Source organism: Pseudomonas sp. NY15435 (assembly GCF_048068295.1).
Lineage (GTDB): Bacteria > Pseudomonadota > Gammaproteobacteria > Pseudomonadales > Pseudomonadaceae > Pseudomonas.
In genome coordinates, this window is record NZ_JBLUQA010000018.1 from 1 (window position 1) to 24,173 (window position 24,173).

22 protein-coding genes and 2 pseudogenes are annotated in these 24,173 nt (G+C 65.9%); 8 read left to right on the plus strand and 16 right to left on the minus strand.

The genetic code is table 11. The features are described from left to right. The 4 genes and pseudogenes from ACNFH5_RS28340 to ACNFH5_RS28355 all read left to right on the plus strand — a co-directional run. Window positions 1–316: pseudogene (locus ACNFH5_RS28340) on the plus strand (urocanate hydratase); the annotation flags it as partial. A gap of 10 nt (window positions 317–326) precedes the next feature. Next, window positions 327–1,499, plus strand: coding sequence for a CaiB/BaiF CoA transferase family protein (locus tag ACNFH5_RS28345; RefSeq protein ID WP_416751902.1), 1,173 nt, complete (start codon window positions 327–329; stop codon window positions 1,497–1,499). Further along, window positions 1,496–2,641 (plus strand): acyl-CoA dehydrogenase family protein, encoded by a 1,146-nt coding sequence (locus ACNFH5_RS28350; RefSeq protein WP_416751904.1) that lies wholly within the window; start codon window positions 1,496–1,498, stop codon window positions 2,639–2,641. The genes ACNFH5_RS28345 and ACNFH5_RS28350 overlap by 4 nt, the downstream gene beginning before the upstream one ends. Window positions 2,642–2,747: 106 nt before the next feature. Then, window positions 2,748–4,160, plus strand: coding sequence for a purine-cytosine permease family protein (locus ACNFH5_RS28355; protein WP_416751906.1), 1,413 nt, complete (start codon window positions 2,748–2,750; stop codon window positions 4,158–4,160). 60 nt (window positions 4,161–4,220) lie between these two features. On the opposite strand, the gene ACNFH5_RS28360 is transcribed toward ACNFH5_RS28355, so the two are convergent. The 3 genes from ACNFH5_RS28360 to ACNFH5_RS28370 are packed head-to-tail and all read right to left on the minus strand — an operon-like array spanning window position 4,221 to window position 6,246. Next, on the minus strand, window positions 4,221–4,544 hold the full coding sequence (locus ACNFH5_RS28360; RefSeq protein ID WP_416751908.1) for a hypothetical protein: 324 nt from the start codon (window positions 4,542–4,544) through the stop codon (window positions 4,221–4,223). Beyond that, window positions 4,541–5,065, minus strand: a complete 525-nt coding sequence (locus ACNFH5_RS28365) for a thiamine pyrophosphate-binding protein (protein ID WP_416751910.1) — start codon at window positions 5,063–5,065, stop codon at window positions 4,541–4,543. Before ACNFH5_RS28365 ends, ACNFH5_RS28360 begins: the two co-directional genes overlap by 4 nt. Then, complete coding sequence (locus ACNFH5_RS28370) at window positions 5,062–6,246, minus strand: PepSY-associated TM helix domain-containing protein (RefSeq protein ID WP_416751912.1); 1,185 nt, start codon at window positions 6,244–6,246, stop codon at window positions 5,062–5,064. The genes ACNFH5_RS28365 and ACNFH5_RS28370 overlap by 4 nt, the downstream gene beginning before the upstream one ends. A gap of 296 nt (window positions 6,247–6,542) precedes the next feature. Between ACNFH5_RS28370 and ACNFH5_RS28375 the strand changes: the two genes are divergently transcribed. From ACNFH5_RS28375 to ACNFH5_RS28385, 3 genes are all read left to right on the plus strand, one after another. After that, complete coding sequence (locus tag ACNFH5_RS28375; protein ID WP_416751914.1) at window positions 6,543–7,163, plus strand: hypothetical protein; 621 nt, start codon at window positions 6,543–6,545, stop codon at window positions 7,161–7,163. 20 nt (window positions 7,164–7,183) lie between these two features. After that, complete coding sequence (locus ACNFH5_RS28380) at window positions 7,184–7,492, plus strand: ferric uptake regulator family protein (protein ID WP_416751916.1); 309 nt, start codon at window positions 7,184–7,186, stop codon at window positions 7,490–7,492. Window positions 7,493–8,024: 532 nt separating this feature from the next. Further along, complete coding sequence (locus tag ACNFH5_RS28385) at window positions 8,025–9,131, plus strand: NADH:flavin oxidoreductase/NADH oxidase (protein WP_416751918.1); 1,107 nt, start codon at window positions 8,025–8,027, stop codon at window positions 9,129–9,131. Window positions 9,132–9,216: 85 nt separating this feature from the next. Here the strand turns inward: ACNFH5_RS28385 and ACNFH5_RS28390 are convergent, their stop codons facing one another. Genes ACNFH5_RS28390 through ACNFH5_RS28400 form a run of 3 tightly spaced genes read right to left on the minus strand, consistent with a single transcriptional unit; the run spans window position 9,217 to window position 11,627 of the window. Continuing rightward, window positions 9,217–10,020 carry a hypothetical protein gene (locus ACNFH5_RS28390; protein WP_416751919.1) on the minus strand — a complete coding sequence of 268 codons (804 nt, stop codon included), beginning with the start codon at window positions 10,018–10,020 and terminating at the stop codon, window positions 9,217–9,219. 26 nt (window positions 10,021–10,046) lie between these two features. After that, entirely contained in the window at window positions 10,047–10,448 is a 402-nt protein-coding gene (locus ACNFH5_RS28395; RefSeq protein WP_416751921.1) for a TssQ family T6SS-associated lipoprotein, read from the minus strand. Window positions 10,449–10,484: 36 nt separating this feature from the next. Further along, a complete protein-coding gene (locus tag ACNFH5_RS28400; RefSeq protein WP_416751923.1) occupies window positions 10,485–11,627 on the minus strand; it encodes a hypothetical protein in 1,143 nt (380 codons plus the stop codon). 350 nt (window positions 11,628–11,977) lie between these two features. Here ACNFH5_RS28400 and ACNFH5_RS28405 point away from each other — a divergent pair, with 350 nt between their 5' ends. Continuing rightward, entirely contained in the window at window positions 11,978–12,307 is a 330-nt protein-coding gene (locus ACNFH5_RS28405; protein ID WP_416751925.1) for a hypothetical protein, read from the plus strand. 258 nt (window positions 12,308–12,565) lie between these two features. Here the strand turns inward: ACNFH5_RS28405 and ACNFH5_RS28410 are convergent, their stop codons facing one another. The 10 genes and pseudogenes from ACNFH5_RS28410 to ACNFH5_RS28455 all read right to left on the minus strand — a co-directional run bounded on the left by ACNFH5_RS28410 (window position 12,566) and on the right by ACNFH5_RS28455 (window position 24,132). Next, complete coding sequence (locus tag ACNFH5_RS28410) at window positions 12,566–13,297, minus strand: cache domain-containing protein (protein ID WP_416752074.1); 732 nt, start codon at window positions 13,295–13,297, stop codon at window positions 12,566–12,568. A 132-nt stretch (window positions 13,298–13,429) separates the two neighbouring features. Next, window positions 13,430–13,723: pseudogene (locus ACNFH5_RS28415) on the minus strand (methyl-accepting chemotaxis protein); the annotation flags it as partial. A 214-nt stretch (window positions 13,724–13,937) separates the two neighbouring features. Then, window positions 13,938–14,414: an ester cyclase gene (locus ACNFH5_RS28420; RefSeq protein WP_416751927.1), complete on the minus strand. Its 477-nt coding sequence runs from the start codon at window positions 14,412–14,414 to the stop codon at window positions 13,938–13,940. An 86-nt stretch (window positions 14,415–14,500) separates the two neighbouring features. Next, a complete protein-coding gene (locus tag ACNFH5_RS28425) occupies window positions 14,501–16,363 on the minus strand; it encodes an FAD-dependent oxidoreductase (protein ID WP_416751929.1) in 1,863 nt (620 codons plus the stop codon). A 278-nt stretch (window positions 16,364–16,641) separates the two neighbouring features. Continuing rightward, window positions 16,642–18,066 (minus strand): gamma-aminobutyraldehyde dehydrogenase, encoded by a 1,425-nt coding sequence (locus ACNFH5_RS28430; protein WP_416751931.1) that lies wholly within the window; start codon window positions 18,064–18,066, stop codon window positions 16,642–16,644. A gap of 252 nt (window positions 18,067–18,318) precedes the next feature. Then, on the minus strand, window positions 18,319–19,125 hold the full coding sequence (locus tag ACNFH5_RS28435; RefSeq protein ID WP_138212584.1) for an ABC transporter permease: 807 nt from the start codon (window positions 19,123–19,125) through the stop codon (window positions 18,319–18,321). Beyond that, a complete protein-coding gene (locus ACNFH5_RS28440) occupies window positions 19,115–20,065 on the minus strand; it encodes an ABC transporter permease (protein WP_416751933.1) in 951 nt (316 codons plus the stop codon). The genes ACNFH5_RS28435 and ACNFH5_RS28440 overlap by 11 nt, the downstream gene beginning before the upstream one ends. Before the next feature lies 1 nt (window position 20,066). Further along, on the minus strand, window positions 20,067–21,095 hold the full coding sequence (locus ACNFH5_RS28445; RefSeq protein WP_275608302.1) for an ABC transporter ATP-binding protein: 1,029 nt from the start codon (window positions 21,093–21,095) through the stop codon (window positions 20,067–20,069). A 186-nt stretch (window positions 21,096–21,281) separates the two neighbouring features. Beyond that, a complete protein-coding gene (gene ydcS, locus ACNFH5_RS28450; RefSeq protein ID WP_416751936.1) occupies window positions 21,282–22,427 on the minus strand; it encodes a putative ABC transporter substrate-binding protein YdcS in 1,146 nt (381 codons plus the stop codon). Between the two features lie 250 nt (window positions 22,428–22,677). Beyond that, window positions 22,678–24,132, minus strand: a complete 1,455-nt coding sequence (locus tag ACNFH5_RS28455) for a gamma-aminobutyraldehyde dehydrogenase (RefSeq protein WP_416751938.1) — start codon at window positions 24,130–24,132, stop codon at window positions 22,678–22,680. Between the last annotated feature and the right edge of the window lie 41 nt (window positions 24,133–24,173).

The following is a 24,173-nucleotide window of genomic DNA, read 5'->3' on the forward strand; positions in this document are numbered from 1 at the left end:
GAACCGCGAAACCGAAGCCATGCGCGACGGCTCCGACGCCGTGTCCGACTGGCCGCTGCTCAACGCCCTGCTGAACACCGCCAGCGGCGCCACCTGGGTCTCGCTGCACCATGGCGGCGGCGTGGGCATGGGCTTCTCCCAGCACTCGGGCATGGTGATTGTCTGCGACGGCACCGACGAGGCTGCCGCGCGAATCGCCCGCGTCCTGACCAACGACCCAGGCACCGGCGTAATGCGCCATGCCGACGCCGGCTACCAGATCGCGATTGATTGTGCCAAGGAGCAGGGCCTGAACCTGCCGATGATCACCGGCTGAGGAATCGAGCATGAGCAATGTGACTGAACTGCCTACGCCGCAGCCGCTCAACGGCGTGCGCGTACTGGATCTGAGCCGCGTGCTGGCCGGCCCGCACTGCACGGCGATGCTCGCCGACCTCGGCGCCGAAGTGATCAAGTTCGAAGTGCCCGGGCACGGTGACGATAGCCGCCACCTCGGCCCGTTCAAGGACGGCGAAAGCGTCTATTTCGGCCTGATCAACCGCGGCAAGCGCAGCGTCGAACTGGACTTCAAGACACCGGAGGACCTGGCGCGCTTCTATCAATTGGTGGCCGACGCCGACGTGGTGGTGGAGAACTTCCGCCCCGGCGTCACCCAGCGCCTGGGTATCGATTTCGATAGCCTCACGCGGCACAACCCGAAGCTGATCTACGCGAGCATTTCCGGCTTCGGCCAGAATGGCCCGCTGTCGCGACGCCCGGCTTACGACATCGTCGCCCAGGCGATGTCCGGGCTGATGAGCGTCAGCGGCTTCCCCGAGACCGGCCCGACCCGCAGCGGTGAAGCGCTCGGCGACCTGTGCGCCGGCGTCTACGCGGCGTGGGCGATCAGCAGCGCGCTGTTCGCCCGCGAGCACCAGGGCAGCAGCGCGCAATACATCGACGTGGCGATGTTCGACGTGCTGGTCAGTCTGCAGATGACCGGCCTGTCCAACCTGTTCGCCCACGGCAAGGCGCCGGGTCTGGTGGGTAACCGTCACCCGGTGTCGACGCCGTTCGACACCTACCGCGCCGCCGATGGTCTGGTGGTGATCGCGGTGGCCAGCGACAAGCTGTTCCGGCGCTTCTGCGAAAGCATCGGCCGCGCCGAGCTGGCCGAGGATTCGCGCTTCGCCGACGACCCCTCGCGAACCCGCAACGAGCAGGCGCTGCGCGCCGAGATCGAGGCCTGGACCCGCCAACGCAGTGTCGAGCAGGCCTGCGATCTGCTGCTCGATGCCGGCGTACCAGCCTCGCCGGTGTGGAACCTCGCCGAGGCCACCGGCAGCGAGCAGGCGCAGGTGCGCCAACTGCTGGTGCAGCCGGCCGATGACCAGCCGCCGCTGGTACCGCAACCGGTCTACTTCAACGGGCGCAAGCCCCACGCCACGACGCGCGCTCCCCAATTGGGCGAAGCCAACGCCGCGTTCGGCCTCACGCAAAAAACGGGAGCTGTGCAATGAACTTTGAAATCGACGCCACCGAACTGGCCATTGTCGACTCCGCCGAGCGGGTCTGCCGCGACGTGCTGGCCGCCAACGCCCAGCGCTATGACGAAGAAGAGGTCTTCTGCGCCGAAAGCCTGCAGGCGCTCGGCGAGCTGGGCTTCATGGGCATCAACCTGCCGGAAACCTACGGCGGCTTCGGTATCGGCAGCCTGGCCATGAGCCGGGTCGTCGAAGCGGTATCCGCGGCCTGCGCCTCCACCGCGTCGGCGCTGACTGCGCACTTCCTGGCCACCGACTCGATCCTCATCGGCGCTACCGAAGAGCAGCGCCAGGAATGGTTGCCACGCTGCGCTTCCGGTGAGTTGCTCGGCGCCTTCGGCCTGACTGAGCCGGCGGCCGGTTCAAACCCGGCGGACATGCGCACCCGCGCTGTGCGCGAAACCGGCGGTTGGCGGATTCGCGGTAGCAAGCACTACATCACCAACGCCCGCGAAGCCGATTTCATCGTGCTCTACGCCAAGACCGATCCGGAAGCCGGTGCCCGCGGCATCAGCGCCTTCCTGATTCCCAAGGGCACCGCCGGCGTGACCTTCGCCAACCCGGAAAAGACCATGGGCCTGCGCGGTAGCACCATCTACGAGCTGGCGCTGGACTGCTGGTTGCCGGCGGATGCCTTGTTGGGCGAAGAAAACCAGGGCTTCCGTACCGCCATGGAAGTACTGGACCGCGGCCGCGTGGAAGTGGCCGCCATGTCGCTGGGCATTGCCCGCGCCGCTATGGAGTACGCGCTGAAGTGGGTGGACGAGCGGCAGATCGGGCCCAAGCCGCTGTCGGCCTACCAGGGCACCCAGTGGCGCATTGCCGATATGCACGCGCAGTTCCAGGCGGCACGCCTGCTGACCCAGCAGGCCGCCGCGCGGCGTGACAGCGGCGAGCGCTTCAGCCTCGAATCGGCCACCGCCAAGCTGTTCGCCGCCGAGGCCTGCGGCTTCATCACTGACGCCGCGCTGCAACTGCACGGTGGCTACGGCTACATCCGCGATCTGCCGCTGGAGCGCTTCGTGCGTGACGCGCGAATCCTGCGGATCTTCGAGGGAACCTCCGAGGTGCAGAAGATCATCATCTCCCGCGCCGTGCTGGATGCCGCCCGCCATTGACGGCAGGTACGGGGCGGCGCTCTTGCCGCCCCGGCGAATCAGGAAACGCTGTGCATAACAACAACAGCGCGGCCGGGTGCACGCCCGGCCGCGAGGAGAAAGCTTCATGGCTGGTAAGTCCCTGATCGAAACCCGCTCCATCGATTACATCCCCAAGGCTGAACGGCACGGTCGCCTGTTCAGCCAGTTCACCCTGTGGTTTGGCTGCAACCTGCAGATCACCGCCATCGTCACCGGCGCGCTGGCAGTGGTGCTCGGCGGCGATGTGTTCTGGTCGCTGATCGGCCTGCTTATCGGGCAGATATTCGGCGGCGTGGTAATGGCCTTGCACGGCGCCCAGGGGCCGAAGCTCGGGCTGCCGCAGATGATTTCCAGCCGCGTGCAGTTCGGCGTGTTCGGCGCGGTGATCCCGCTGGTGCTGGTTTGCGTGATGTACGTCGGCTTCAACGCCACCGGCACGGTGCTGGCGGGCCAGGCCATCGGCCAGTTGGCGCATGTCAGCGATACCGTCGGCATCCTGGTGTTCGCGGCGGTGATCGTCGCGGTGACGGTCTGCGGCTACCGGGTGATCCACTGGCTGGGCAAGGCCGCCAGCGTGCTGGGCATCGTCGCCTTCGCCTATCTGTTCGTGCGCCTGCTGTCGGTCAACGACATCGGCGTGCTGCTGGAGAATCGCCACTTCGCCTGGAATACCTTCCTGCTCGCGGTTTCCCTGGCGGCGTCCTGGCAGATCGCCTTCGGGCCCTACGTGGCGGACTACTCGCGCTACCTGCCCAGCGAAACCTCGTCGCCGAAGACCTTCTTCGCGGTGGGCCTGGGCTCGGTGATCGGCTCCCAGACCTCAATGGTACTCGGCGTATTCGCTGCGGCATTGGCCGGCAAGGAGTTCTCCGGTCAGCCGGTGGCCTATGTAGTGGGTCTGGGCGCCAGCGGTGTGATGGCGGCGGCGCTGTTCTTCAGCGTGGCGTTCGGCAAGGTGACCATCGCGACATTGAATGCCTACGGCAGCTTCATGTGCATCGCCACCATCATCAGCGGCTTCCGTGGCCAGTTGAAGGTCACGCACCTGCAACGTCTGCTGTTCGTCCTGGTCATCGTCGGCCTGTCCACTGTGCTGGCGCTGGCCGGGCAGCATTCCTTCCTCGCTGCGTTCAAGTCGTTCCTGCTGTTCCTGCTGGCGTTCTTCACGCCGTGGAGCGCGATCAACCTGGTGGATTACTACTGCATTACCCGCGAGCGCTACGACATCCCGGCGCTGTCCGATCCCGACGGCCGCTACGGCCGCTGGAACTGGACCGGTATCGGCGTCTACTGCTTCGGCGTGCTGGTGCAGATGCCCTTCATCGATAGCGGTTTCTACAGCGGCCCGTTGGTGGAGAAGCTCGGTGGCGTGGATATCTCCTGGCTGATCGGGCTGCTTTTGCCGGCGCTGGCGTACTACCTGCTCGCGCGCAAGAGCCAGGGGCATGTGCCCGACCGACTGATCCTGCCGCAGGCAGGTGAGTCGACGGCGGTCTGAGGGCGGGCGCGCCAGCCATGGCGCGCCATCCCATCCTGGGCCGCTTTCTGCCGGCGACGATCAGAGCGCTCGAATTTCACTGGGCTCGACTTCAACCTGATACCCCGGCCCGACGTCGAAGAGGATGTAGAAGTCCTCGCCCGGGCGCTTGAAGGTCAGGCTGGAGTCGGCGCCGAGCTTGCCGGGCAGCAGCACCTGGTTGTCGGCGGCGCGCATCACGTCCAGGGTTACGCCCGGCGCGGCGCTGCCGTCGGTGAAGCCGCCGACGCAGCGGATGGTCTCGGCATCCAGCGCCGTGCATTCGCAGAAGGGCGCGTGGGCCAGGGCGCTGGCGCTGGCCGCCAGGCCGAGCAGCAGTGCGCTGCAGTTGAGGATCGCTTTCATCGATTGCTCCGGGTTTTTTCCAGCCAGGCCACCAGCGAGGGCGAGGCCTTGTCGAGAGGAACCTGTGCCTGGTGCACGGCTCCGTCCCAGCCTTCCACGGTCAGCCACAGCTGGTCGGCCGGGGTGACTCGGGCCGGGATGGTGACCTCGGCGAACAACTGGTACGGCGCGCCGGAGAACAGACCGCCGGCCGCACGCAGGCTGCGCGGCTGGCCGATGCGCAGGTAGGCGGCCTTTACCTGTGGATAACAGCTGTCGCAGAAGGCCAGGGTGAATGCCTTGACGAAGCCGGCGCGGCCTTCGTCTTCCGGCTCGCCCACTTCCCATTCGGCCATGCGCGCGGTCCAGGGGCCGACCTGCAGGTTGCCGATCTCGCGTTCGCCCAGACCCCGCAGGCCGCGGTCGAGTTTCGCCTCGTGGAAGTAGTGGGGCATGAAGCCCAGTGGGATCAGCACCAGCAGGGCGCTGAGGTGGAATCGCCAGCGCAGCCACTGGCGGCGCAGCTTGCTGTTGCCGCTCATTGGCTGGTCTCCGGGGTGGTCGCGACGGTGATCCGGTCGCGGGCTTTCTGCTTCTTCAGTTCCTTCGCGGTGGCGATCAGGGTGCGTTTGCTCCAGATCATCAGGCCGCTGAGCACCATCATGCTGAGGATCAGGCCGAACACGAACCAGATCAGCTTGACCCACACGCCGCCGAAATCGCCGGTGTGCAGCGGGCGCATGGATTCGGTGACGAACTCCAGGCCCGAGCGGTCGCCCAGCAGGCGGGTCGAGGCTACGTTGCCGTCATAGGGATTCACCTGGACGCTTTCGAACATCAACGGGTACCAGGCCTTGCCGAAGATGGTCACTGGGTCGTAGGCGCTGGAGGGCAGGCGGAAGAAGGTCGGCTCGAAGCCGGGAATGCGCTGCTGGGCGGCGAGCACGGCGGCGTCCAGGCCGATGCGCGGCGGGGCGTTGCCGTCGGCGCTCAGCGGAATGCTGTCGCGCTGGATGATGTTCGGTACACCCTCGCTGGAGATGGAAATGGCGTTGTCGTAGAGCACCGCCTGGATCAGGAACCAGGTGCCGGTGATGGAGATCACCGCGATGAACCAGATCGACCAGATGCCCATCAGCCGGTGCATGTCGCCCCAGAAGATGCGCGCGCCCTGGCGCAGGCGCAGGGTCGGCTTGAGGAAGCTGCGCCAGAAGCGCTTGTACACCACCAGCCCGGTGACCAGGGAGGCCAGCATCGGCAGGCCGAGCAGCGACACCAGGTACCAGCCCCAACTGAAGCCATGGGTGAAGGGCACCAGCCACCAACCGTGCAGCGCGCGGGTGAACTGGCGGAAGTCGAACAGCGGCATCTTGCCCTGGATGAGCCCGGTGTACGGGTTCACGTAGAGCATGGCGGTGGCGCTGTCCGGATAGGTGACGCTGACCCGCAGCGCGAAATGCGTTTCGCTGGGCGCGCTGATCATGCGCACGGCGGCCTGCGGTTGCTGTTGGGCCATGGCCGCGAGCACCTGGTCGTAGCCCAGGCGCTGGGCGTCGCCATCCGGAGCATTGGCGCGCACGGCCGGGTCGGTCAGCCAGACGATCTCCTGGCTCACGGTCGCCAGGGTGCCGGTGATGCACACCAGGAACACGAAGAACCAGATGGGCAGGGCAAGCCAACTGTGGACCAGGAACCAGAGCCTGGAACGGGATTTCTTGGACATGGGGAGTCACGGCCACGCAAGGGAAGACAATGGAAAAGGCCCCCGCCGGCCCAGGCCGGCGAGGCGCGAAGACACCCAGGAGCAGCGGTGTTCTAGGAATAAGGACGGATGAGATCGAAAAACCGGCCATCTGCAGTTGCAAATAAATGTTTCGGAGCGCGTTCCCTGACCTTTTCGATTTATTTACACAATTTCGCTGCGTGTTTTCTGCAGCTCATCCGTCTTGTTATGTGAAAGCGATCGATTCGCAACGGATGCGAGCGGCGTCTTTCCAGACAGCACAGGAGAACCCCCGCATGAACGTTTCCCTTCGCCAGCCCGTGCTGCTGGCCTTGGCGCTGAGCTGCGCGCCGTTGGCCAGCGCGGACTATCTGTGGCTGGAACGCAGTGCAGGCCAGAGCGCGAAAAGCTATTTCAGTGAACTGCAGCCGGGCGAGCATCTGCCGGTGGCGCAGTTGCAGAACCCCCGCGTCGTACTGGGCGAGGGCAAGACCGCGCCGATGAAGGCTGGCGTCGAGTCCTTCGAGATCGGCAACGCTGCGCCGGGCGACCTGCGCGTCGCCGCCGAGCGCGCGGAAGGCAGCACGCTGACCATCTATCAGGCGCGCGAGGGACGGACCGAGACTCGGGCGCAGAATGATCTTGAACTGGTGCCCACCACGCCCGGCGGCAGCACCTTTGCCCTGCACTGGAAAGGCACCGTGGTGCCGGCATCGCAGGTCAACGTGTACACCTCCGAGCAGTGGAGCCGCAGCCTGAAACCAGCGGCCGACGGCACTGTGACCCTGACCACGCTGTTCCCGGCGCGCTATGTGCTGGAGGTCTCCGCCCAGGTCAATGGCGGCGCCAGCATCGAGGGCAAGCGCTACGACAGCGTGATCCACGTTTCCACACTGTCTTTCGAGGTGCGCCAATGACTTCTCCTCTGAGATCAGCGATGAAAGTCAGTACCCCGGTGCAGCCGCGTCTGCCGCGCCCGGCCCGTCAACTGCTGGAACACGCCGGGCTGCGCAGCAGCCTGCCAAGGTTGAACATCCTTGATGCGCTGGTGATCTGCGGCAAGGCCACGGCAGTCGAGTTGCATGCCTACCTGGAGGAGCCGGGCCTACCCATCTCCCTCAGTTGCGTCAGCCAGACCCTGCGTCGGCTGCACCTCTCCGGCCTGCTGGAGCGCGACGCGAACAAGCGCTACAGCCTGGCACCCGGCGCTGTGGCTGCCATCGGCAGGTCTAGCGAGTTGCACTGACGGCACCGGTCGGCCGCAAAAATTCCTGCAGGAGCAATTGCTCCGCGCAGACTCGATTGTCTGGCTGCGCACCCCGGGTCGAATACCGTAGGGCGCGTATGCGCCCTACGGTCTACGCAGACCGGAGCTTTTTGCGCTGAACCTGTAGGAGCAACTGACTTCACCTGAGAATCCGCGCCTGGATTCTTCCCTCTCCCTAACCCTCCCCCTGAAGAGAGATGGGACTGGTTCGGTGCCGGCTGACACGTTTGCTTCAGCCGGCACCGATAACTCCCTCTCCCTTCAGGGAGAGGGCCGGGGAGAGGGCGGGCCAGCACGATATCTCATGTAGGAGCGGATCTTATCCGCGAACCGGCCGGCAGGCCGGCGCTTCGCCTGGCTAGGTGTCCCGGCTGCGCCGGGATTTCGGGAAGGGAAGCTTTGCTCCTGCGAAAGCCGCATCGAGTTGCCACCGATCATCTGGGCCTATCCTTAGGCGATCCGGGTCTACAGTTGTAGGACAAGATCTGAAGACCAGAAAGGGAGTGCCACCATGAGCCAGTTGTTCGAGCCCCTGACCCTGCGCCAGCTGACCCTGTCCAACCGCATCGCCGTTTCCCCCATGTGCCAGTACTCCGCCCAGGATGGCCTGGCCAACGACTGGCACCTGGTGCACCTGGGCAGCCGTGCAGTCGGCGGCGCCGGTCTGGTGATTGTCGAGGCCACGGCGGTCGCTCCGGACGGGCGGATCAGCGCCGAGGACCTGGGCATCTGGAATGACGAGCAGGTCGAGCCTTTGCGACGCATCACCCGCTTCATCGAGTCCCAGGGCGCGGTCGCCGGCGTGCAGCTGGCCCACGCCGGCCGCAAGGCCAGCACCTGGGCGCCCTGGCTGGGCAAGCACGGCTCGGTGCCGATCAGCGAAGGCGGCTGGACGCCAGTGGCGCCCTCGGCCATCGCCTTCGATCCGCAGCACACCGCACCCATCGCCCTGAGCGAAGAGCAGATGGCGACCATCAAGCACCAGTTTGTGCGAGGTGCCGAGCGCGCCCTGGCCGCTGGCTTCAAGATCGCCGAGGTGCACGCGGCGCACGGTTACCTGCTGCACCAGTTCCTCTCGCCGCTTTCCAACCAGCGCCGTGACCAGTACGGCACCTGCTTCGAGAACCGCATCCGCTTCCTCCTGGAAGTTACCGAAGCCGTGCGCGCGGTCTGGCCGCAGGAACTGCCGCTGTTCGTCCGGCTGTCCGCCACCGACTGGGTTGAGGACGGCTGGAACCCCGACGAGACCGTGGAGCTGGCGCGGCGCCTGAAGAACCTGGGTGTGGACCTGATCGACGTGTCTTCCGGCGGCACCGCCGTGAACGCCGAGATTCCCGTGGGGCCGGGTTACCAGACGCAGTTCGCCGAACGGGTGCGCAAGGAGGCGGGCGTCGCCAGCGGCACGGTGGGGATGATCACCGAGCCGGTGCAGGCCGAGCACATCCTGCGTACCGGGCAGGCCGACCTGATCCTGCTGGCCCGTGAACTGCTACGCGACCCGTATTGGCCGCTGCACGCCGCCGATGAGCTGGGTGGCCAGCCAGTGCCCTGGCCGGCGCAGTACCTGCGTGCCGCACAGCGCGGCACGCCCAAGCGCAAGGCCTTCGGCCAGGCCTGACGCTGAAGGGGCTCGCGGATCGAGCCTGCATGGCCGCACCATCCCATCGATCAAAGCAAGGAGCGGCAGCCTTGGCGGCTGTCGCTCATGGGCGACGATCTTCTTTTCTCGAGAACAGCGGGGGGCGTAGCGGGGTGGTGAAGGCGCGATGTTCTTCGTCCCGCGTTGTAGTCACCGGCGTGCGCTCCACCCTGTCGATGCCCCAGGCGTCCCCCTCGCGTTTCAGCGCATAGGACAGCGGCAGCCCATTCCTCAGCACCGGTTCAAGCCCCTTGCGCTCCAGGGCGTAGAGCGTGATTTCGTAGGCGTCGATCTCGCCGTTCCTGCTGCGGCTGGCGGGCACCAGGCGCGCGTAGTTGAGCACTGGCGAGTCGGGCAGGCGCCCCAGCACGTGCTCACCCAGATAGGCGTCGGCGTACAACGGGTAGTAGAGCGGGGCTGCGCTGACGTCGACCACATGGAGGAAGCCGTAGCGTTGCCAGTCGCCGACGCCGAACAGTCCGGCGCCTGGGCCTGCGAGCACCTGGTAGTGCTTTTTCGGCAGCTTGAACTCCAGCAGGCGGGCGCTGCGCATGTCCAGTCGGGGGAAGTCGCCCCAGGGCGTGGCGACGGCGTTGAAACGCTTCCTGCCAATCACTACCCAGGCGGCTTCTTCGGCGGTTTCCAGATAGGCCGGTGAGTTCTTCACCTCGGTGCGGTAGTGGGAGCCGGCCTTCGTATCCTGTTGGGTGAACTGGGAACTCAGCACGGAGGTGGATACTTGTTCGCTGCTCCAGAGACTCTCGACGGCGGCGCTGAGGCTTTCATGCGTGTCGGCCTGGGCGAGTGGCAGTGCGGCCAGCAGAGGGAATGCCAGCAAGTAGCGGCAGAACCGATGAGTGAAAGGCATGGGGGCCTCGCTGTGAGAGAAAGGATTCAACGACGCGCTGCCTGGACGAAGACCGGCCCCCAGAGGGGATGGCTCGCTTCGGCAGTGCCCAGGTGGAAGGACGGATCGATCTGCAGGGCGCGGTCGAAGGCGAAGCGGCACTGGATCGGTCGCTCGCTCACGCAGTAGCTGAACGCCAGGTACTTGAGCGCCTGCAGTTGCAACTGGGTATCGGCGCTCCAGATGGCCGGTGCGAGGAACTGCTCTTCGGCCAGGTAGTAATGCCCGGCGTCATACAACCGCTGGCCTTCGTTGAAGACGCCCCTGGCGAGCGCCTGGGAGTCGTCCGCAGGCGGTGCGGGCAGTTCTTCGTAGTGGTTGCTGCAACCGGATGCGGCCGCCAGGCAAGCGATCAACAGCGGCGTCGATAGTCGGCGCGGAGTCTTCATGGGGTGCTCCATGCAAGGAAAGGGGGCGCTCGACGCTCACTGGAAGCGGTGCCGCAGCGTCACGGACTGGCCGGCGGATATCTGCACCGGCTGGCTGTAGCTGGGTAGCTCGGCGTTGCGCAGCTCGACCGTATAGCTGCCGGGCGGCAGTTGCAGGTTGAGTAGCGGCGGGCTGATACCGCGCTTCTTGCCGTTGATCCAGACCTCGCCCCAGGGCTGGACGGCAACGGTCAGGGTGCCTGTTGCGGCTGGCGTTGCAGCGTTGCGGGGGCTCTGGGGATGTTTGGCCCTGACCGTCGTGGCCTGCAGCGGCACCGGGCGCTTTCCGGCCTCGCGGGCGACTGGCGGAGCCGGGATCGGCTGTGCTGGTGCGGCAGGTTTCGGCGCCAACCTGTGCGGCGGCGCCTCGGGGGCGGAAGGCTCCTGGGGTTGTGCGGCGGGTGTGGCGGGTGGCGCTGGCTCCTGGGGTTGCGCGGTGGGTGTAGTCGGCGGCGCTGGCTCCTGGGAATTCGCGGCGGGCAAGGTCGTTTGTGCGGGTTCGGGTGTCGCCACGGTGTCCGCAGGGAGTTCTTCTGGCACCGGCTCCGAAGGCGGGATCACCAGTGGTTCGTCATCCATGGGCTCCTGAGTCATGTGTTCGGTCATCGGGAGCAGCTGAGTCTGGCTATCCGCGGACGGCTGTTGCTGCTCTGGAGTGACACGGGCCTCAGTCCCGTGATCGGCCTGCGTATCGGGCGGGCTGTCGCTTTCCCAGGGCTTCCATAAGGCGATAGCCAGGGCTGCGAGCAGCGCACCGACGATGATGCCGCTGATCAGCGAGCGGTCAGAAGACGGTTTGGGTTCCGCTTCGCACAGAGGCGACTCGAGCACTGACAGGCTGTCGAGCTGGTGCAGCAGGGAACTGTTGTCGTGCTGTGGCTGGTCGGCCTGCGCGATGGCTTGATTGACGGGGGCGGGCACGTGAGCGGCAGCAGGCCTGGGCAGCGCATAGCTCGTGCCCGGACCGTCCCAGGAGCTGTAGGTTTCCGCAGGGACGGGCGGGGCGGTTTGCGATGTTTCGATGCCGCCGAGCGGGTAGAGAGTCTGCGATGCTGCTTCGCCGGGGGTGTCTTCGGGAGGCGCACCATTCGGGGTTGGCCGAATGTCTGGCGGGCGGGGAGGGTTCGCGGTCGGTTCCATCGGCTGCATCTTCAAGGGGGGCGAAGCGAAGGGACGCTTCCCGGCCCTTGCGCCGCAGACAGGTCGCCGTGCAGAAGGGGCAGGAATGCAAAGTTGGAAAAATGGTCGAGGATCATAGGAAGCGGGTTCGTGTGGCTCAAACGCGCTCGGCGGTTTCCTTGGCCCGGGTGGGGATTTGAGCATCAGGTCGCGCTTCGGAAGCGGGCGTCGCGCTTTTGGCCGAGGGTGACCGCCAGGTCAGGAAAAGAAATGAAATGTGATATCTGTCGCACAGTGGCATTGTGATGCTACTCTCTCCGCGCTCGCGCAAGGACTGCGCAACTACCCACTCGAGCATCACTGGAGCACGCATGGACGCTTCTGCAACGCCTGCTGTCATCCCGCAATCGGAAATCGCCTTGCTGGCGAACATCCTTGCCCTCGCCACCCGCAACATGTCCAACCTCAGCACGCTGATCACCCAGTTGTCGGTGGAGCTTGGCCATAGCCCCGATCCGCACCTGCAGCGCGTCGGCCAGCGGGTGCTGGCGGATGTGGAAGTGCTGGCGAAATCCCTGGATACCCAGTGGGAGCTGATCGGCGTGCTGGCGCGCTTCTGCCCGCTGCTGTCGCGTACGCCGCTGGTGAAGCCGGCGCTGGTGACCGAAATCCATATCACCGAGTTGCCGGTCAAGGCGTAGGTATACGCCCAGGTTCGCGAGCAAGCTCGCTCCTACACGGTCGACTCCGGGGTCGAAGGTCATCTTCGGCGCGCTGCTGTCGCGTACGCCGCTGGTGAAGCCGGCGCTGGTGACGGAAATCCATATCACCGAGTTGCCGGTCAAGGCGTAGGCATATGCTCAGGTTCGCGAGCAAGCTCGCTCCTACACGGTTGAATCCGGAGTCGAGGGGCATCTGTAGGAGCGAGCTTGCTCGCGAACAGCGTCACTAGCTGACTCTTACTCGCCGGCCTGCGCCAACTCGAAGCTCATCATCAGCGCCCAGGGCGCATCGCTGTCGCCTACGCGGATGGGCTGCAGCAATTGCACGCGGCGGCCTTTCACCAGTTCCCAGCTTCGCCCCTGGGCGATGGCGCTGCGGGCTTCCTGTGGCAGCTCGCTGGCCTTGTCGCCCAGGCGCTTGGCATTGGCGTGGGTGACGTAGACGCCGGCGTTTGAGAGCAGCGCGTATTGGCCGTTGCCCATGGGGGTCAGCTTGCCGAGGCTTTCCTGCAACTGGTGCAGGGTGTAGTCGGCGCCGAGGATGCCGAGGAAGCGGCCATTGGCGGTCATGGGGGACATGAACGAGGTCATCAGCACGGTGCTGCCGCCGACGCTGTACTCGTAGGGCTCCATGAACACGTCGCGGCCCTTGTCGCGGGGGATCTGGTACCAGTCGCCGCTGCCGTCGGCCTTGTCGTAGCCGACCAGGCATTCGCGCTGGGCGACGCCGCTGCCGCGGTGCCAGTAGGCCATGAGACGACCGCTGGCGTCGTGGCCGGGGGCGTCGATGAACTCGCGGTCGCGGCCGTCGAAGGCGTTGGGCTCGCAACCGCAGGCGAAGGCCAGCAGGTCAGGGTTGCGGGTCAGGTATTCGTGCATCACCGCGTCGATCTGCTCGCGCTGCGGGCCGAGGTTGCGGGTCTTCATGCCGAGGATGAAGTGCTTCAGGCCGTAGAGCGCGGTGGCCATCACGGCGAAGCGCGCCTCCAGGCGCTGGGTCTCGCTGGCGAGCACCACGCGGGCGGTGTCCAGCAGGCTGGAATGTTCGGCCTGTTCGACGTCCGCCAGGGCGCGGGCGCTCTCGCTCTTGATCGAGGCGACGACGTTGCCGATGTCGGCGGTGGCGTTGGCCGACTGGGTTGCCAGGCGGCGCACCTCGTCCGCGACCACCGCGAAGCCGCGCCCGCTTTCCCCGGCGCGGGCGGCCTCGATGGCGGCATTGAGGGCCACCAGGTTGGTGTTCTTGGCGATCTGCTTGATGACTTCGGAGACTTTGCTGATCTCGGTCCAACGCACGTTGAGGTCAGCAATCAGTTGCTTGACCTGGTCGATGGTGGAGCGGGTGCTGGAGCTGTCTTCGGCGCTCGTGGGCCGGCTTTCGAGAGTGGTTGGCATCGGTGGGCACACTGCAGTGGCGGATGAGGGCAGGGGTAGGCGAGGGCTTCTTTCTTCTAATGTCAGCCGCCCTTGGAGGCGCGGCTGTATTACGGCGCTGGGCGTCTGGATGTAGGAGCGGACTCCGTCCGCGATGTTTTCGCGCGGGCGGGGGACTATCGCGGACGGAGTCCGCTCCTACGCAAACGGGACCTGCGGTGCCGGGCGTACCCGTTTACCAGCCGAGCTGCTTGTGCAGGCCGAGGGCGTCGTAGTAGTCGCCCTGGTAGACGATCTTGCCGTCCTTGACCTTCACGTAGCTCACTCCGTCGAACGACAGCGGCTTGTTGGTCGCCGGGGTCTGGGCGTCCCAGGCGCCGGTGTTGGTGCCGCTGAAGGTCCACTGGAAGGCGATGCCGTCCTTGTCGACGATCGGCTTGCCGTTCATCTTCCACGTAAGATCCGGCACGGCCCCTACGAACACCTTGATCACGTTGTCACGCGCGGCATCGCGGCCCTTCTGCGGGGTGCCGACGGTGACGTCGAAGTACTCCGCATCCTTGGCCAGGTAGCCGGCGGCCTTCTCGGCATCGTGGGCGTTCCACGCGGCCATGTAGGCATCGACGATCTGTTTGGGCGACTCTGCGGCCTGTGCGAGGCTGGCAAAGGTGAACAGCGACAGCAGGTAAAACGCTCTGACGAGGTGACGCATGCTTGCCTCCGTTGCGGGCGTGCCCGCGGGTTTTCGGCCGGATGGCCGTTGAGTGTGGCGCCACGCAGGGCGCGGCGCCGGGTACATCAGGAGAGTTCGCCCACCGCGCGCCAGGCTTCGTCGATGGCCGCGTGGGCATAGGCGTCCCAGGCGGCATCGGAGTTGGCGATGGTGACGTTGCCGACCTTGGTGCGAGCCAGATTCATCAGTTTTTCGCTCTCTTCCTCATCATCGAAGAGGCTGTTGGAGAAGTACGAATAGCCGTGCGACCAACGGTTGATGGTGATCGCCTGGATGTCCTTCTGATGGTCGAAGCCGGCGGGGCCGAGCATGGCCTGCAGCTGGTCGCGGATCTGCGTCTCCATCTGCTCGAAGCTCATGGCGTAGAGCTTGCCGCGGCCGACGCGGGCCTGGGTGCGAGCGTCCATGCCGGCGTTCGGGCTGGTGGGCACGTAGACCATGTGCAGGCCGATGGGCTGGTTCGGGTCGCGCGGATGGCTGTAGCCGCCGATGTCCACCGGGTAGTCCAGCTTCACGCGGCTGTACGGCTGGCTGGGGGCGTAGATTTCGTGCACGCCCAGCTTCATGAAGCTCTGCCAGTTGCGGATCACTACCTTGGTGTACACCAGCGGGAACTTCACGTTCTGCGCCAGAGCGTGGCTCTGCTCGGCGGAGAGGTCGCGCAGGATGTACGGGATGATCATGTTGTAGCAGGCCAGCACGCAGTGTTTGGCGCGCACACGGTGCAGGGCGCCGGCGCGGCTGTAGCCGACGTCCACGCCGCCGTCGCGGTTCTTCACGCTGACCGCGGTGCTGTTCAGGCGCAGGCGTACGGCGTTCTTCGGCTGGTCCAGCTTGGAGTAGTCGAAGGTGGCCAGGACGATGTCGTTCATGTCCTTGCCCGGCGCCACGCCCGGAATCAGGCCGCGCACCAGCAGGCGCGCCAGCGAGGCATTGCCGTCGGGGAAGTGGTAGATGTACGGCTCTTCCATCTCCGCCTTGGCTTCCTCGCTGATGGGCGAGAGGTCCATGGCGCCGAAACCGGGGAAGCCCACGGAGTACGCCGAATCGGCGGGCACGGCGTCGATGCTCAGGGCCGAGAAGTCATTGGTACGGCTGAGGAAGTAGCGGGTCGCGGCTTCGCTCAGGCCGACGTCCTTGCGCAGGAAATCCTGGTAGCTGGTCTTGGCCAGGTGGGCTTCCTTCTCCTCGCGGGTCTTGCCGGCGAGGTAATCCCTGGGCGCCTCGTGCAGGTCGATCAGCGCCTGGCGGTCGGCCTCGGGCAGCGGGAAATCGGAAATGAAGGCACGCCAGCTGCGGGCATTGAGTTTTTCCGGGGCGATGTCGTCGGCCACCATGGGCGTCGGGTCGCCGCTGACCATCTTCGCCTCGCCGAAGCCTGCCTTGTCGAAGAACACCCCGCGGGACAGGCCCAGGTTCGGGTAGAAGTCGCGGTCGAAGGCGGTCTCGAAACGGTCGACGTCGACGTTGAGCTGCTTGAGCAGTTTGTTGACCGTGTCGCTGTACAGGTGCTTGGGCGACTGGAAGGCTTCGCTGCCGCCGTAGCCGAGGATCATCCGGCCACCGGCCTGGAATTCGTTGCGCTTGGCGTGGCCGCCGAAATCGTCGTGGTTCTCGATGATCAGCACCCGCGCCTTGGGGTGCTTCTGCCGGTAGAACCAGGCCGCGGACAGGCCGCTGATGCCGCCGCCGACCACCACCAGGTCGTACTGCTCCTCGATCTTCAGGCCATCGGTATTGAATACCTTCTTCTCCCAGCCCATCTGGTGCGCGACCTCGAACGCGCCGGGATGGCTGCCGCGCATGCCGGTCAGGGCAGGCGGGTAGTAGCGGCCGGACGGAGCGGCCTGGAGAAGTTGCAGCGGGGTGAGGCCCGCGCCGATGGTGAGGGCAACGCCGTTGAGGAAGTCGCGGCGGGTGATGGTCATGGGAAGTCCTTGCAAGGTGATGGCCCGGGGCAGGGCTGTCATGGTTTTGCCCTTCCACACCGGAAGGGATTGCGGCATGCGTGGCCGCGCGGCGGTCCCGGTCGAGCGGGGCGCCGATTTGAAGCTTTTGATCTTTACGGTATTGCCAGGAACCAACGACCGCGCGAGCTAGAGCAGGACGAGGCGGAAACGGGGGCGGGCCCAGGAGTTTACGAGCTGTAAATGACTGGGCCCGCCCCCGTTTCCAACGCTGTACTGCCGACGCGCAGCCGGTCGTTTTAGTGCTTGATCATTACGTGGCGGATCGCTGTGTAATCCTCAAGGCCGTACATGGACATATCCTTGCCGTAGCCCGACAGCTTCATGCCGCCGTGGGGCATCTCGGTGGTCAGCATGAAGTGCGTGTTGACCCAGGTGCAGCCGTATTGCAGGCGCGCGGACAGGCGATGGGCGCGGCCGATGTCGCTGGTCCACACCGAGGAGGCCAGGCCGTAGTCGGAGTCGTTGGCCCAGGCCAGTGCCTGTGCTTCGTCCTCGAACTCGGTGACCGAGACCACCGGGCCGAAGATTTCACGGCGGACCACTTCGTCATCCTGGCGGGCGCCGGCGAGCACGGTCGGCTCGAAGAAGAAGCCCGCACGGTCGGCACGCTTGCCGCCAGTGACCACTTCGATGTGCGGCACCTGACGGGCGCGTTCGACGAAGCCGATCACGCGCTCCAGGTGCTGTTCGGTGATGACCGGGCCCAGTTCGGTATTCGGGTCGTCCTGCTCGCCGTACTGGATGCTGGCAACCGCTTCGCCGAGCTTCTCCACGAACTTGGCGTAGATGCCTTTCTGCGCGTAGATGCGGCAGGCGGCGGTGCAGTCCTGGCCTGCGTTGTAGAAGCCGAAGGTGCGGATGCCTTCCACGGCGGCGTCGATGTCGGCGTCGTCGAAGATCAGTACCGGTGCCTTGCCGCCCAGTTCCATGTGCATGCGCTTCACGGTGTCGGCGGTGCCCGCGATGATGCGGCTGCCGGTGGCGACCGAGCCGGTCAGCGAGACCATGCGCACTTTCGGGTGGGTGGTCAGCGGCTCGCCCACAGTCGGGCCACGGCCGAAGACCAGGTTGACCACGCCGGCGGGGAAGATGCCGGCCATCAGCTGCGCCAGGCGCAGGGCGGTCAGCGGGGTCTGCTCGGAGGGCTTGAGCACCACGGTGTTGCCAGCGGCCAGTGCCGGGCCGAGTTTCCACGCGACCATCATCAGCGGGTAGTTCCACGGCGCGATGGAGGCGACCACGCCCACCGGGTCGCGGCGGATCATCGAGGTGTGGCCCGGCAGGTATTCGCCAGCGGCGGAGCCTTGCATCACGCGGCAGGCGCCGGCGAAGAAGCGGAACACGTCGGCCACTGCCGGCAGTTCGTCGTTCAGCGCGGCGGCGTAGGGCTTGCCGCAGTTGTTGGACTCCAGGCGGGCCAGTTCCTCGGCGTTGGCGTCGATGGCGTCGGCCAGTTGCAGCAGGAGCATCGCGCGGTCTTTCGGCGCGGTCTGCGACCAGCTGTCGAAGGCGGCGTCGGCAGCCAGCACGGCGGCGTCGACCTGGGCCGGAGTGGCCTCGGCGATCTCCACCAGGGTGGTGCCCAGGGACGGGTTCAGGACGGCGAGCTTCTCGCCTTCGCCAGCGACCAGTTGGCCGTTGATCAGCAGGTTGGTTTGCATGGTTGGGTCCTCTTGTTCAGGAGCGTGGTGCAAATTCGGTTGGGTGTTTCTTCTTGGGGGCCTGCCGGCGAGTGAGCCGGCGGGCCTGAGGGGTTCTGTGTAGTTCTGGTGCTGTGCGTTTCCCTCACCCCAGCCCTCTCCCAGAGGGAGAGGGGACCGTTCGGTGCAGGATGGAACCAGGGTGTCAGCCGGCACGGATAACTCCCTCTCCCTTCAGGGAGAGGGCGGGGGAGAGGGCGCACGGCACCCAAGCTACTTGCCGCTCCCCGCCACGCCTTCGCCACCCTTGGTCAGGTAGTAGGCGCCGAGGATCGGCAGCATGGTCACGATCATCACCAGCATCGCCACCACGTTGGTCACCGGCACGTCACGCGGGCGGCCCAACTGGTTGAGCAGCCAGATCGGCAGGGTGCGCTCATGGCCGGCGGTGAAGGTGGTGACGATGATCTCGTCGAAGGACAGCGCGAACGCCAGCATGCCGCCGGCCAGCAGTGCCGAGCCGAGGTTGGGCAGGATCACGTAGCGGAAGGTCTGCCAGCCGTCGGCGCCCAGGTCCATCGAGGCTTCGATGAGGCTGTGGGAGGTGCGGCGGAAGCGTGCGATGACGTTGTTGTAGACGATCACCACGCAGAAGGTCGCGTGGCCGATGACGATGGTCAGGAAGCCCGGCTCGATGCCGAGGGTCTTGAACGCCGACAGCAGCGCGATGCCGGTGATGATGCCGGGCAGGGCGATCGGCAGGATCAGCATCAGCGAGATGCCTTCCTTGCCGAAGAAGTCGCGGCGGTACAGCGCGGCGGCCGCGAGCGTGCCCAGGAGCATGGCGATCAGCGTGGCGACGCTGGCGATCTTCACCGACAGCTCGATGGCTTCGAGCACGTCCTGGCGCGCGAAGGCGACGCTGAACCAGTGCAGGGTGAAGCCCTTGGGCGGGAAGCTGAAGGCCGCGTCCTCGGTGTTGAAGGCATACATGAAGATGATCAGGATCGGGAAGTGCAGGAACACCAGCCCGCCCCAGGCGGCCGCTTTCAGGCCCCACGAAGCTTTCTCAGAGTGCATCGAAGGCCCCCAGACGTTTGACGATGGACAGGTACACGGCGATCAGCACGATGGGCACCAGGGTGAAGGCGGCGGCCATCGGCATGTTGCCGATCGCGCCCTGCTGGGCGTAGACCATGCTGCCGATGAAGTAGCCCGGCGGGCCCACCAGCTGCGGCACGATGAAGTCGCCCAGGGTCAGGCTGAAGGTGAAGATCGAACCGGCGGCGATGCCGGGGATCGACAGCGGCAGGATGACCTGGAAGAAGGTCTGCCGCGGGTGCGCGCCAAGGTCCGCCGAGGCCTGCAGCAGTGACGGCGGCAGGCGCTCCAGGGAGGCCTGAATCGGCAGGATCATGAACGGCAGCCAGATGTACACGAACACCAGGAAGCGGCCGAAGCTGGAGGTGGACAGGGTGTTGCCACCGATCCCCGGAATGCCCAGCAGCAGGTTCAGCACGGGCTCCAGGCCCAGGTGCTGGACGAACCACATCGCCACGCCGCCCTTGGCCAGCAGCAGCGTCCAGGCGTAGGCCTTGACGATGTAGCTGGCCCACATCGGCATCATCACGGCGATGTAGAAGAACGCCTTGGTCTTGCCGGTGGTGTAGCGCGCCATGTAGTAGGCGATGGGGAACGCCACCGCGCCGCTGGCGATGGACACGGCGACCGCCATCAGCACGGTGCGCTGGATGATGTCGAAGTTGGAGCCACTCAGCAGCGAACCGAAGTTGGCCCAGGTCAGGTCCGGCGTCACCGTCATGGTGAAGTCGTCGAAGGTGTAGAAACCCTGCCACAGCAGCGTCAGCAGTGAGCCCAGGTAGATCGCGCCGAACCACAGCAGCGGCGGGATCAGCAGCAGCGAGAGGTACAGCGTCGGCTTGCGGTAGAGCAGGTTGGACAGGCGGCGCAGCGGACCATTGCTGGCCGCCGGCAGCGCTGCATTCATCGTCAGTTCCATCTCACGCGCCCTCGTTCAGCACCACCATCGCCTCGCGCGCCCAGCGAGCGGTCACGCGCTGGCCCGGCTGGTGGGCGAGGTCGATGTCGGCCCACTGGCTGTTGGCCTGGCTGAGGCAGAGGTTCTGGCCGTTGTCGAGACGGATCTCGTAGCGGGTCGCCGCGCCCTGGTACTGGATGTCGTGCAGCAGGCCGCTGATCTCGATGTCCGAGGCGCTGCGTTCGCCGTTGGCGAAGCGGATGTGCTCGGGGCGGATGGAGAAGGGCTGGGCGTTGCCGGTGAGGTTCTGGGCGATGTCGCCGCGCAGCACGTTGGAGGTGCCGACGAACTCGGCCACGAACGGGGTGGCCGGCTTCATGTAGAGATTGCGCGGGGTGTCGACCTGCTCGATGCGGCCCTTGTTGAACACCGCGACGCGGTCGGACATGGACAGCGCCTCGCTCTGGTCGTGGGTGACGAAGATGAAGGTGATGCCCAGCTGGCGCTGCAGCTTCTTCAGCTCGCTCTGCATCTGCTCGCGCAGCTTGAGGTCCAGCGCGCCGAGGGGTTCGTCCAGCAGCAGCACACGAGGGCGGTTCACCAGGGCGCGGGCCAGGGCGACGCGCTGGCGCTGGCCACCGGAGAGCTGCACCGGCTTGCGTACGCCGTAGCCGCCCAGGGCAACCATGGCCAGGGCTTCTTCAGCGCGCTTGAGGCGCTCGGCCTTGCCGATGCCTTTCACTTTCAGGCCGTAGGCAACGTTCTCCAGCACGCTCATGTGCGGGAACAGCGCGTAGTCCTGGAACACCGTGTTGACGTCGCGCTGGTAGGGCGGCAGGCCGGCGGCCTCCTCGCCATGGATGCGGATGGAGCCTGCGGTGGGTTGCTCGAAGCCGGCGATCAGGCGCAGGCAGGTGGTCTTGCCCGAACCCGACGGGCCGAGCATGGAGAAGAACTCGCCGTCCTTGATGTCGATGGACACCCGGTCAACGGCTTTCACCTCGCCGAACTGGCGGGAGACCTGGGTGAATTGAACAGCGGGGGTGGTCATGGTGCACGCTCCAAGGGACAGGACTCCGGCGCGGCCGGGCCCTGCCCGTAAATCTGAAATACGGGTGAATCGATGCAATCGGATGGATATCGTGGCGCTCGCCGGCAAGGCGAGGCGCACGGGGCGGGTTCGCTAGCAAGCTCGCTCCTACTGTAGGAGCGAGCTTGCTCGCGAACGCTCCAGGCCTTAGCGGCCGCCCATGATCCCGATGTAATCCTGGGTCCAGCGGCTGTACGGGACGAACTTGCCGCCCTCGGCCACCGGGGTCTTCCAGAACGCGATCTTGTCGAACTGGTTGTAGCCGTTGGTGGCGCAGCCTTCGCCGCCCAGCAGGGTGCTGGCCTTGCAGCCTTCCGGCACCGCCGGCACGGAGCCGAACCAGGCCGCCACGTCGCCCTGAACCTTGGGCTCCAGCGACCAGTTCAGCCATTTGTAGGCGCAGCTCGGGTGCTGGGCGTCGGCGTGCAGCATGGTGGTGTCGGCCCAGCCGGTGACGCCCTCTTTCGGGAACACGGTGGCGATCGGCTGACCTTCGGCCTTCAGGGCGTTGGCCTGGTACGGCCAGGCGCTGGAAGCGGCGACGCCTTCGTTCTTGAAGTCGCTCATCTGCACGGTGGTGTCGTGCCAGTAGCGGTGGATCAGGTCATGCTGCTTGCGCAGCAGTTCGACCACAGCGGCGTACTGCTTCTCGTCGAGCTGGTACGGGTCGGTGATGCCCAGCTCAGGCTGGGTGGCCTTCAGGTACAGCGCGGCGTCGGCAACGTAGATCGGGCCGTCGTAGGCCTGCACGCGGCCCTTGTTCGGCTTGCCGTCGGGCAGGTTCTGCGCGTCGAACACGACTTTCCAGCTGTCCGGCGCGGTGGGGAAGACCTTGGTGTTGTACATCAGCAGGTTCGGGCCCCACTGGTACGGCGCGCCGTAGGTCTTGCCGTTGACCACGTACCAGGCGGCGTCCTTCAGGCGCGGGTCGATGTTCTTCCAGTTGGGGATCAGCGACGGGTCGATCGGCTGCACGCGCTTGCCGTAGATCAGGCGCAGGGAGGCGTCGCCCGAGGCGGTGACCAGGTCATAACCGCCCTTGGCCATCAGGCTGACCATCTCGTCGGAGGTGGCGGCGGTCTTCACGTTGACCTGGCAGCCGGTGTCCTTCTCGAACTGGGTGACCCAGTCATAGTTCTTGTCGGACTGGCCGCGCTCGATGTAGCCGGGCCAGGCGATGATGTCCAGGCGGCCTTCGCCTTTGCCGTCTTCCTTCAGGGCCTCGGCGGCCTGGACGCCGGCGCTGGCCAGCAGGGCGGTGGTGATGGCACTGAGCAGTGCGGTCTTGCGCATCGGGTGTCTCCCTCTCGTTGTTGTCTCTATTGGTGGGGCAGGATCAATCGAGCAACAGCCCTTCAGGACGTGAGAAAACTACTGCGCTCGGCCAGGCGGCGTTGAAGCCACTCCGGGAAATGCTCATTTATGGGCATAAACTCCGCTTTCCCGGAGCGACTTCGCCTTGCCTGACCGTCGCTCGCTACGTTTTCACACGCCCTGATAGCGGGCTTCTTTTTATTAACCGGCGGGTGACCCGCCGGATGGTTCAATCCAGTTGCTGGCCGTGGCGCGCCATGATGTGGCGCACCACGCTGTAGTCCTGCAGCGAGTCGCTGGACAGGTCCTTGCCGTAGCCCGAGCGCTTGAGCCCGCCGTGGGGCATCTCGCTGGCGAGCATGAAATGGGTGTTGATCCAGGTGCAGCCGTACTGCAGGCGGTTGGCGATCTGGAAGGCCTTGTCCAGGTTCTGCGTCCACACCGAGGAGGCCAGGCCGTATTCGGAGTCGTTGGCCCAGTCCACCGCCTGCTCCAATTGGTCGAAGCGGGTCACGGTGACCACCGGGCCGAATACTTCGCGCTGGACGATTTCGTCCTGCTGCTTGCAGCCGGCCAGCAGGGTCGGCTGGTAGTAGAAGCCGGGGCCCGAATGCACGGCGGCGCCGGTGACGCGCTCGATGTGCGGCTGGCCGAGGGCGCGTTCGACGAAGCTGGCCACGCGGTCGCGCTGGCGGGCGCTGATCAGCGGGCTGATCTCGTTGTCGGCGTCGCGCTTGCGGGCGAAGCGGATGCTTGCCACGGCGTCGCCCAGTTCGGCGACGAGGCGGTCATGGATGCCGGCCTGGGCATAGATGCGGCAGGCGGCGGTGCAGTCCTGCCCGGCGTTGTAGTAACCATGGGTACGCACGCCCTGGACCACGGCTTCGAGGTCGGCGTCGTTGCAGACGATCACCGGCGCCTTGCCGCCGAGTTCCAGATGGGTGCGTTTGAGCGTGCGCGAGGCGGCCTGGAGAATCTTCTGCCCGGTGACGATGTCGCCGGTGAGCGAGACCATGCGCACCTTCGGGTGGCTGACCAGATGACTGCCGACGCCTTCGCCGCCGCCGCAGACGATGTTGATCACGCCCGGTGGGAGAATCTCGGCCAGCGCCGGAGCCAGCGCCAGGATGCTCAGCGGGGTGTGTTCGGAGGGCTTGAACACCAGCGTGTTGCCGGCGGCCAGCGCGGGAGCGATCTTCCACGCGGCCATCATCAGCGGGTAGTTCCACGGCGCAATCGAGGCGACCACGCCCACCGGATCGCGACGCACCATGCTGGTGTGGCCGGGCACGTATTCGCCGGCGAGCTGGCCCTGCTGGCAGCGCACGGCGCCGGCGAAGAAGCGGAACACGTCGGCGGTGGCCGGAATATCGTCCTGGCGCGCGAGATGCAGCGGCTTGCCGCAGTTCAGCGATTCCAGCTGGGCGAGGTCGTTCGCACGTTTGTCGATGGCATCGGCAATGGCCAGCAGTGCGGCGGAACGTTGTGCAGGAGTAGTGCGGGCCCAGACGGGGAAGGCGCGGTGTGCGCTGGCGATGGCTTGCTCGACCTGATCGATGGAGCCGTCGGCAATGCTGATGAGGGTTTCGCCCGTGGTCGGGTTGATGATCGGCTCGGCCATGCCTTCGCCGGCGACCAGTTGGCCGTCGATCAGCAAGGCGGTATGCAGGGTTGCGCCGGTCATCTTGGAAACTCGTCTTTTATCTGTCTTGTTTTCGGGGGCCA

Excerpts from the sequence above, each read along its gene's own strand:
- ACNFH5_RS28345 (WP_416751902.1), top strand. The coding sequence starts at position 327 with ATGAGCAATGTGACTGAACTGCCTACGCCGCAGCCGCTCAACGGCGTG.
- ACNFH5_RS28350 (WP_416751904.1), top strand. The coding sequence starts at position 1,496 with ATGAACTTTGAAATCGACGCCACCGAACTGGCCATTGTCGACTCCGCC.
- ACNFH5_RS28355 (WP_416751906.1), top strand. The coding sequence starts at position 2,748 with ATGGCTGGTAAGTCCCTGATCGAAACCCGCTCCATCGATTACATCCCC.
- ACNFH5_RS28360 (WP_416751908.1), bottom strand. The coding sequence starts at position 4,544 with ATGAAAGCGATCCTCAACTGCAGCGCACTGCTGCTCGGCCTGGCGGCC.
- ACNFH5_RS28365 (WP_416751910.1), bottom strand. The coding sequence starts at position 5,065 with ATGAGCGGCAACAGCAAGCTGCGCCGCCAGTGGCTGCGCTGGCGATTC.
- ACNFH5_RS28370 (WP_416751912.1), bottom strand. The coding sequence starts at position 6,246 with ATGTCCAAGAAATCCCGTTCCAGGCTCTGGTTCCTGGTCCACAGTTGG.
- ACNFH5_RS28375 (WP_416751914.1), top strand. The coding sequence starts at position 6,543 with ATGAACGTTTCCCTTCGCCAGCCCGTGCTGCTGGCCTTGGCGCTGAGC.
- ACNFH5_RS28380 (WP_416751916.1), top strand. The coding sequence starts at position 7,184 with ATGAAAGTCAGTACCCCGGTGCAGCCGCGTCTGCCGCGCCCGGCCCGT.
- ACNFH5_RS28385 (WP_416751918.1), top strand. The coding sequence starts at position 8,025 with ATGAGCCAGTTGTTCGAGCCCCTGACCCTGCGCCAGCTGACCCTGTCC.
- ACNFH5_RS28390 (WP_416751919.1), bottom strand. The coding sequence starts at position 10,020 with ATGCCTTTCACTCATCGGTTCTGCCGCTACTTGCTGGCATTCCCTCTG.
- ACNFH5_RS28395 (WP_416751921.1), bottom strand. The coding sequence starts at position 10,448 with ATGAAGACTCCGCGCCGACTATCGACGCCGCTGTTGATCGCTTGCCTG.
- ACNFH5_RS28400 (WP_416751923.1), bottom strand. The coding sequence starts at position 11,627 with ATGGAACCGACCGCGAACCCTCCCCGCCCGCCAGACATTCGGCCAACC.
- ACNFH5_RS28405 (WP_416751925.1), top strand. The coding sequence starts at position 11,978 with ATGGACGCTTCTGCAACGCCTGCTGTCATCCCGCAATCGGAAATCGCC.
- ACNFH5_RS28410 (WP_416752074.1), bottom strand. The coding sequence starts at position 13,297 with ATGGCCACCGCGCTCTACGGCCTGAAGCACTTCATCCTCGGCATGAAG.
- ACNFH5_RS28420 (WP_416751927.1), bottom strand. The coding sequence starts at position 14,414 with ATGCGTCACCTCGTCAGAGCGTTTTACCTGCTGTCGCTGTTCACCTTT.
- ACNFH5_RS28425 (WP_416751929.1), bottom strand. The coding sequence starts at position 16,363 with ATGACCATCACCCGCCGCGACTTCCTCAACGGCGTTGCCCTCACCATC.
- ACNFH5_RS28430 (WP_416751931.1), bottom strand. The coding sequence starts at position 18,066 with ATGCAAACCAACCTGCTGATCAACGGCCAACTGGTCGCTGGCGAAGGC.
- ACNFH5_RS28435 (WP_138212584.1), bottom strand. The coding sequence starts at position 19,125 with ATGCACTCTGAGAAAGCTTCGTGGGGCCTGAAAGCGGCCGCCTGGGGC.
- ACNFH5_RS28440 (WP_416751933.1), bottom strand. The coding sequence starts at position 20,065 with ATGGAACTGACGATGAATGCAGCGCTGCCGGCGGCCAGCAATGGTCCG.
- ACNFH5_RS28445 (WP_275608302.1), bottom strand. The coding sequence starts at position 21,095 with ATGACCACCCCCGCTGTTCAATTCACCCAGGTCTCCCGCCAGTTCGGC.
- ydcS (WP_416751936.1), bottom strand. The coding sequence starts at position 22,427 with ATGCGCAAGACCGCACTGCTCAGTGCCATCACCACCGCCCTGCTGGCC.
- ACNFH5_RS28455 (WP_416751938.1), bottom strand. The coding sequence starts at position 24,132 with ATGACCGGCGCAACCCTGCATACCGCCTTGCTGATCGACGGCCAACTG.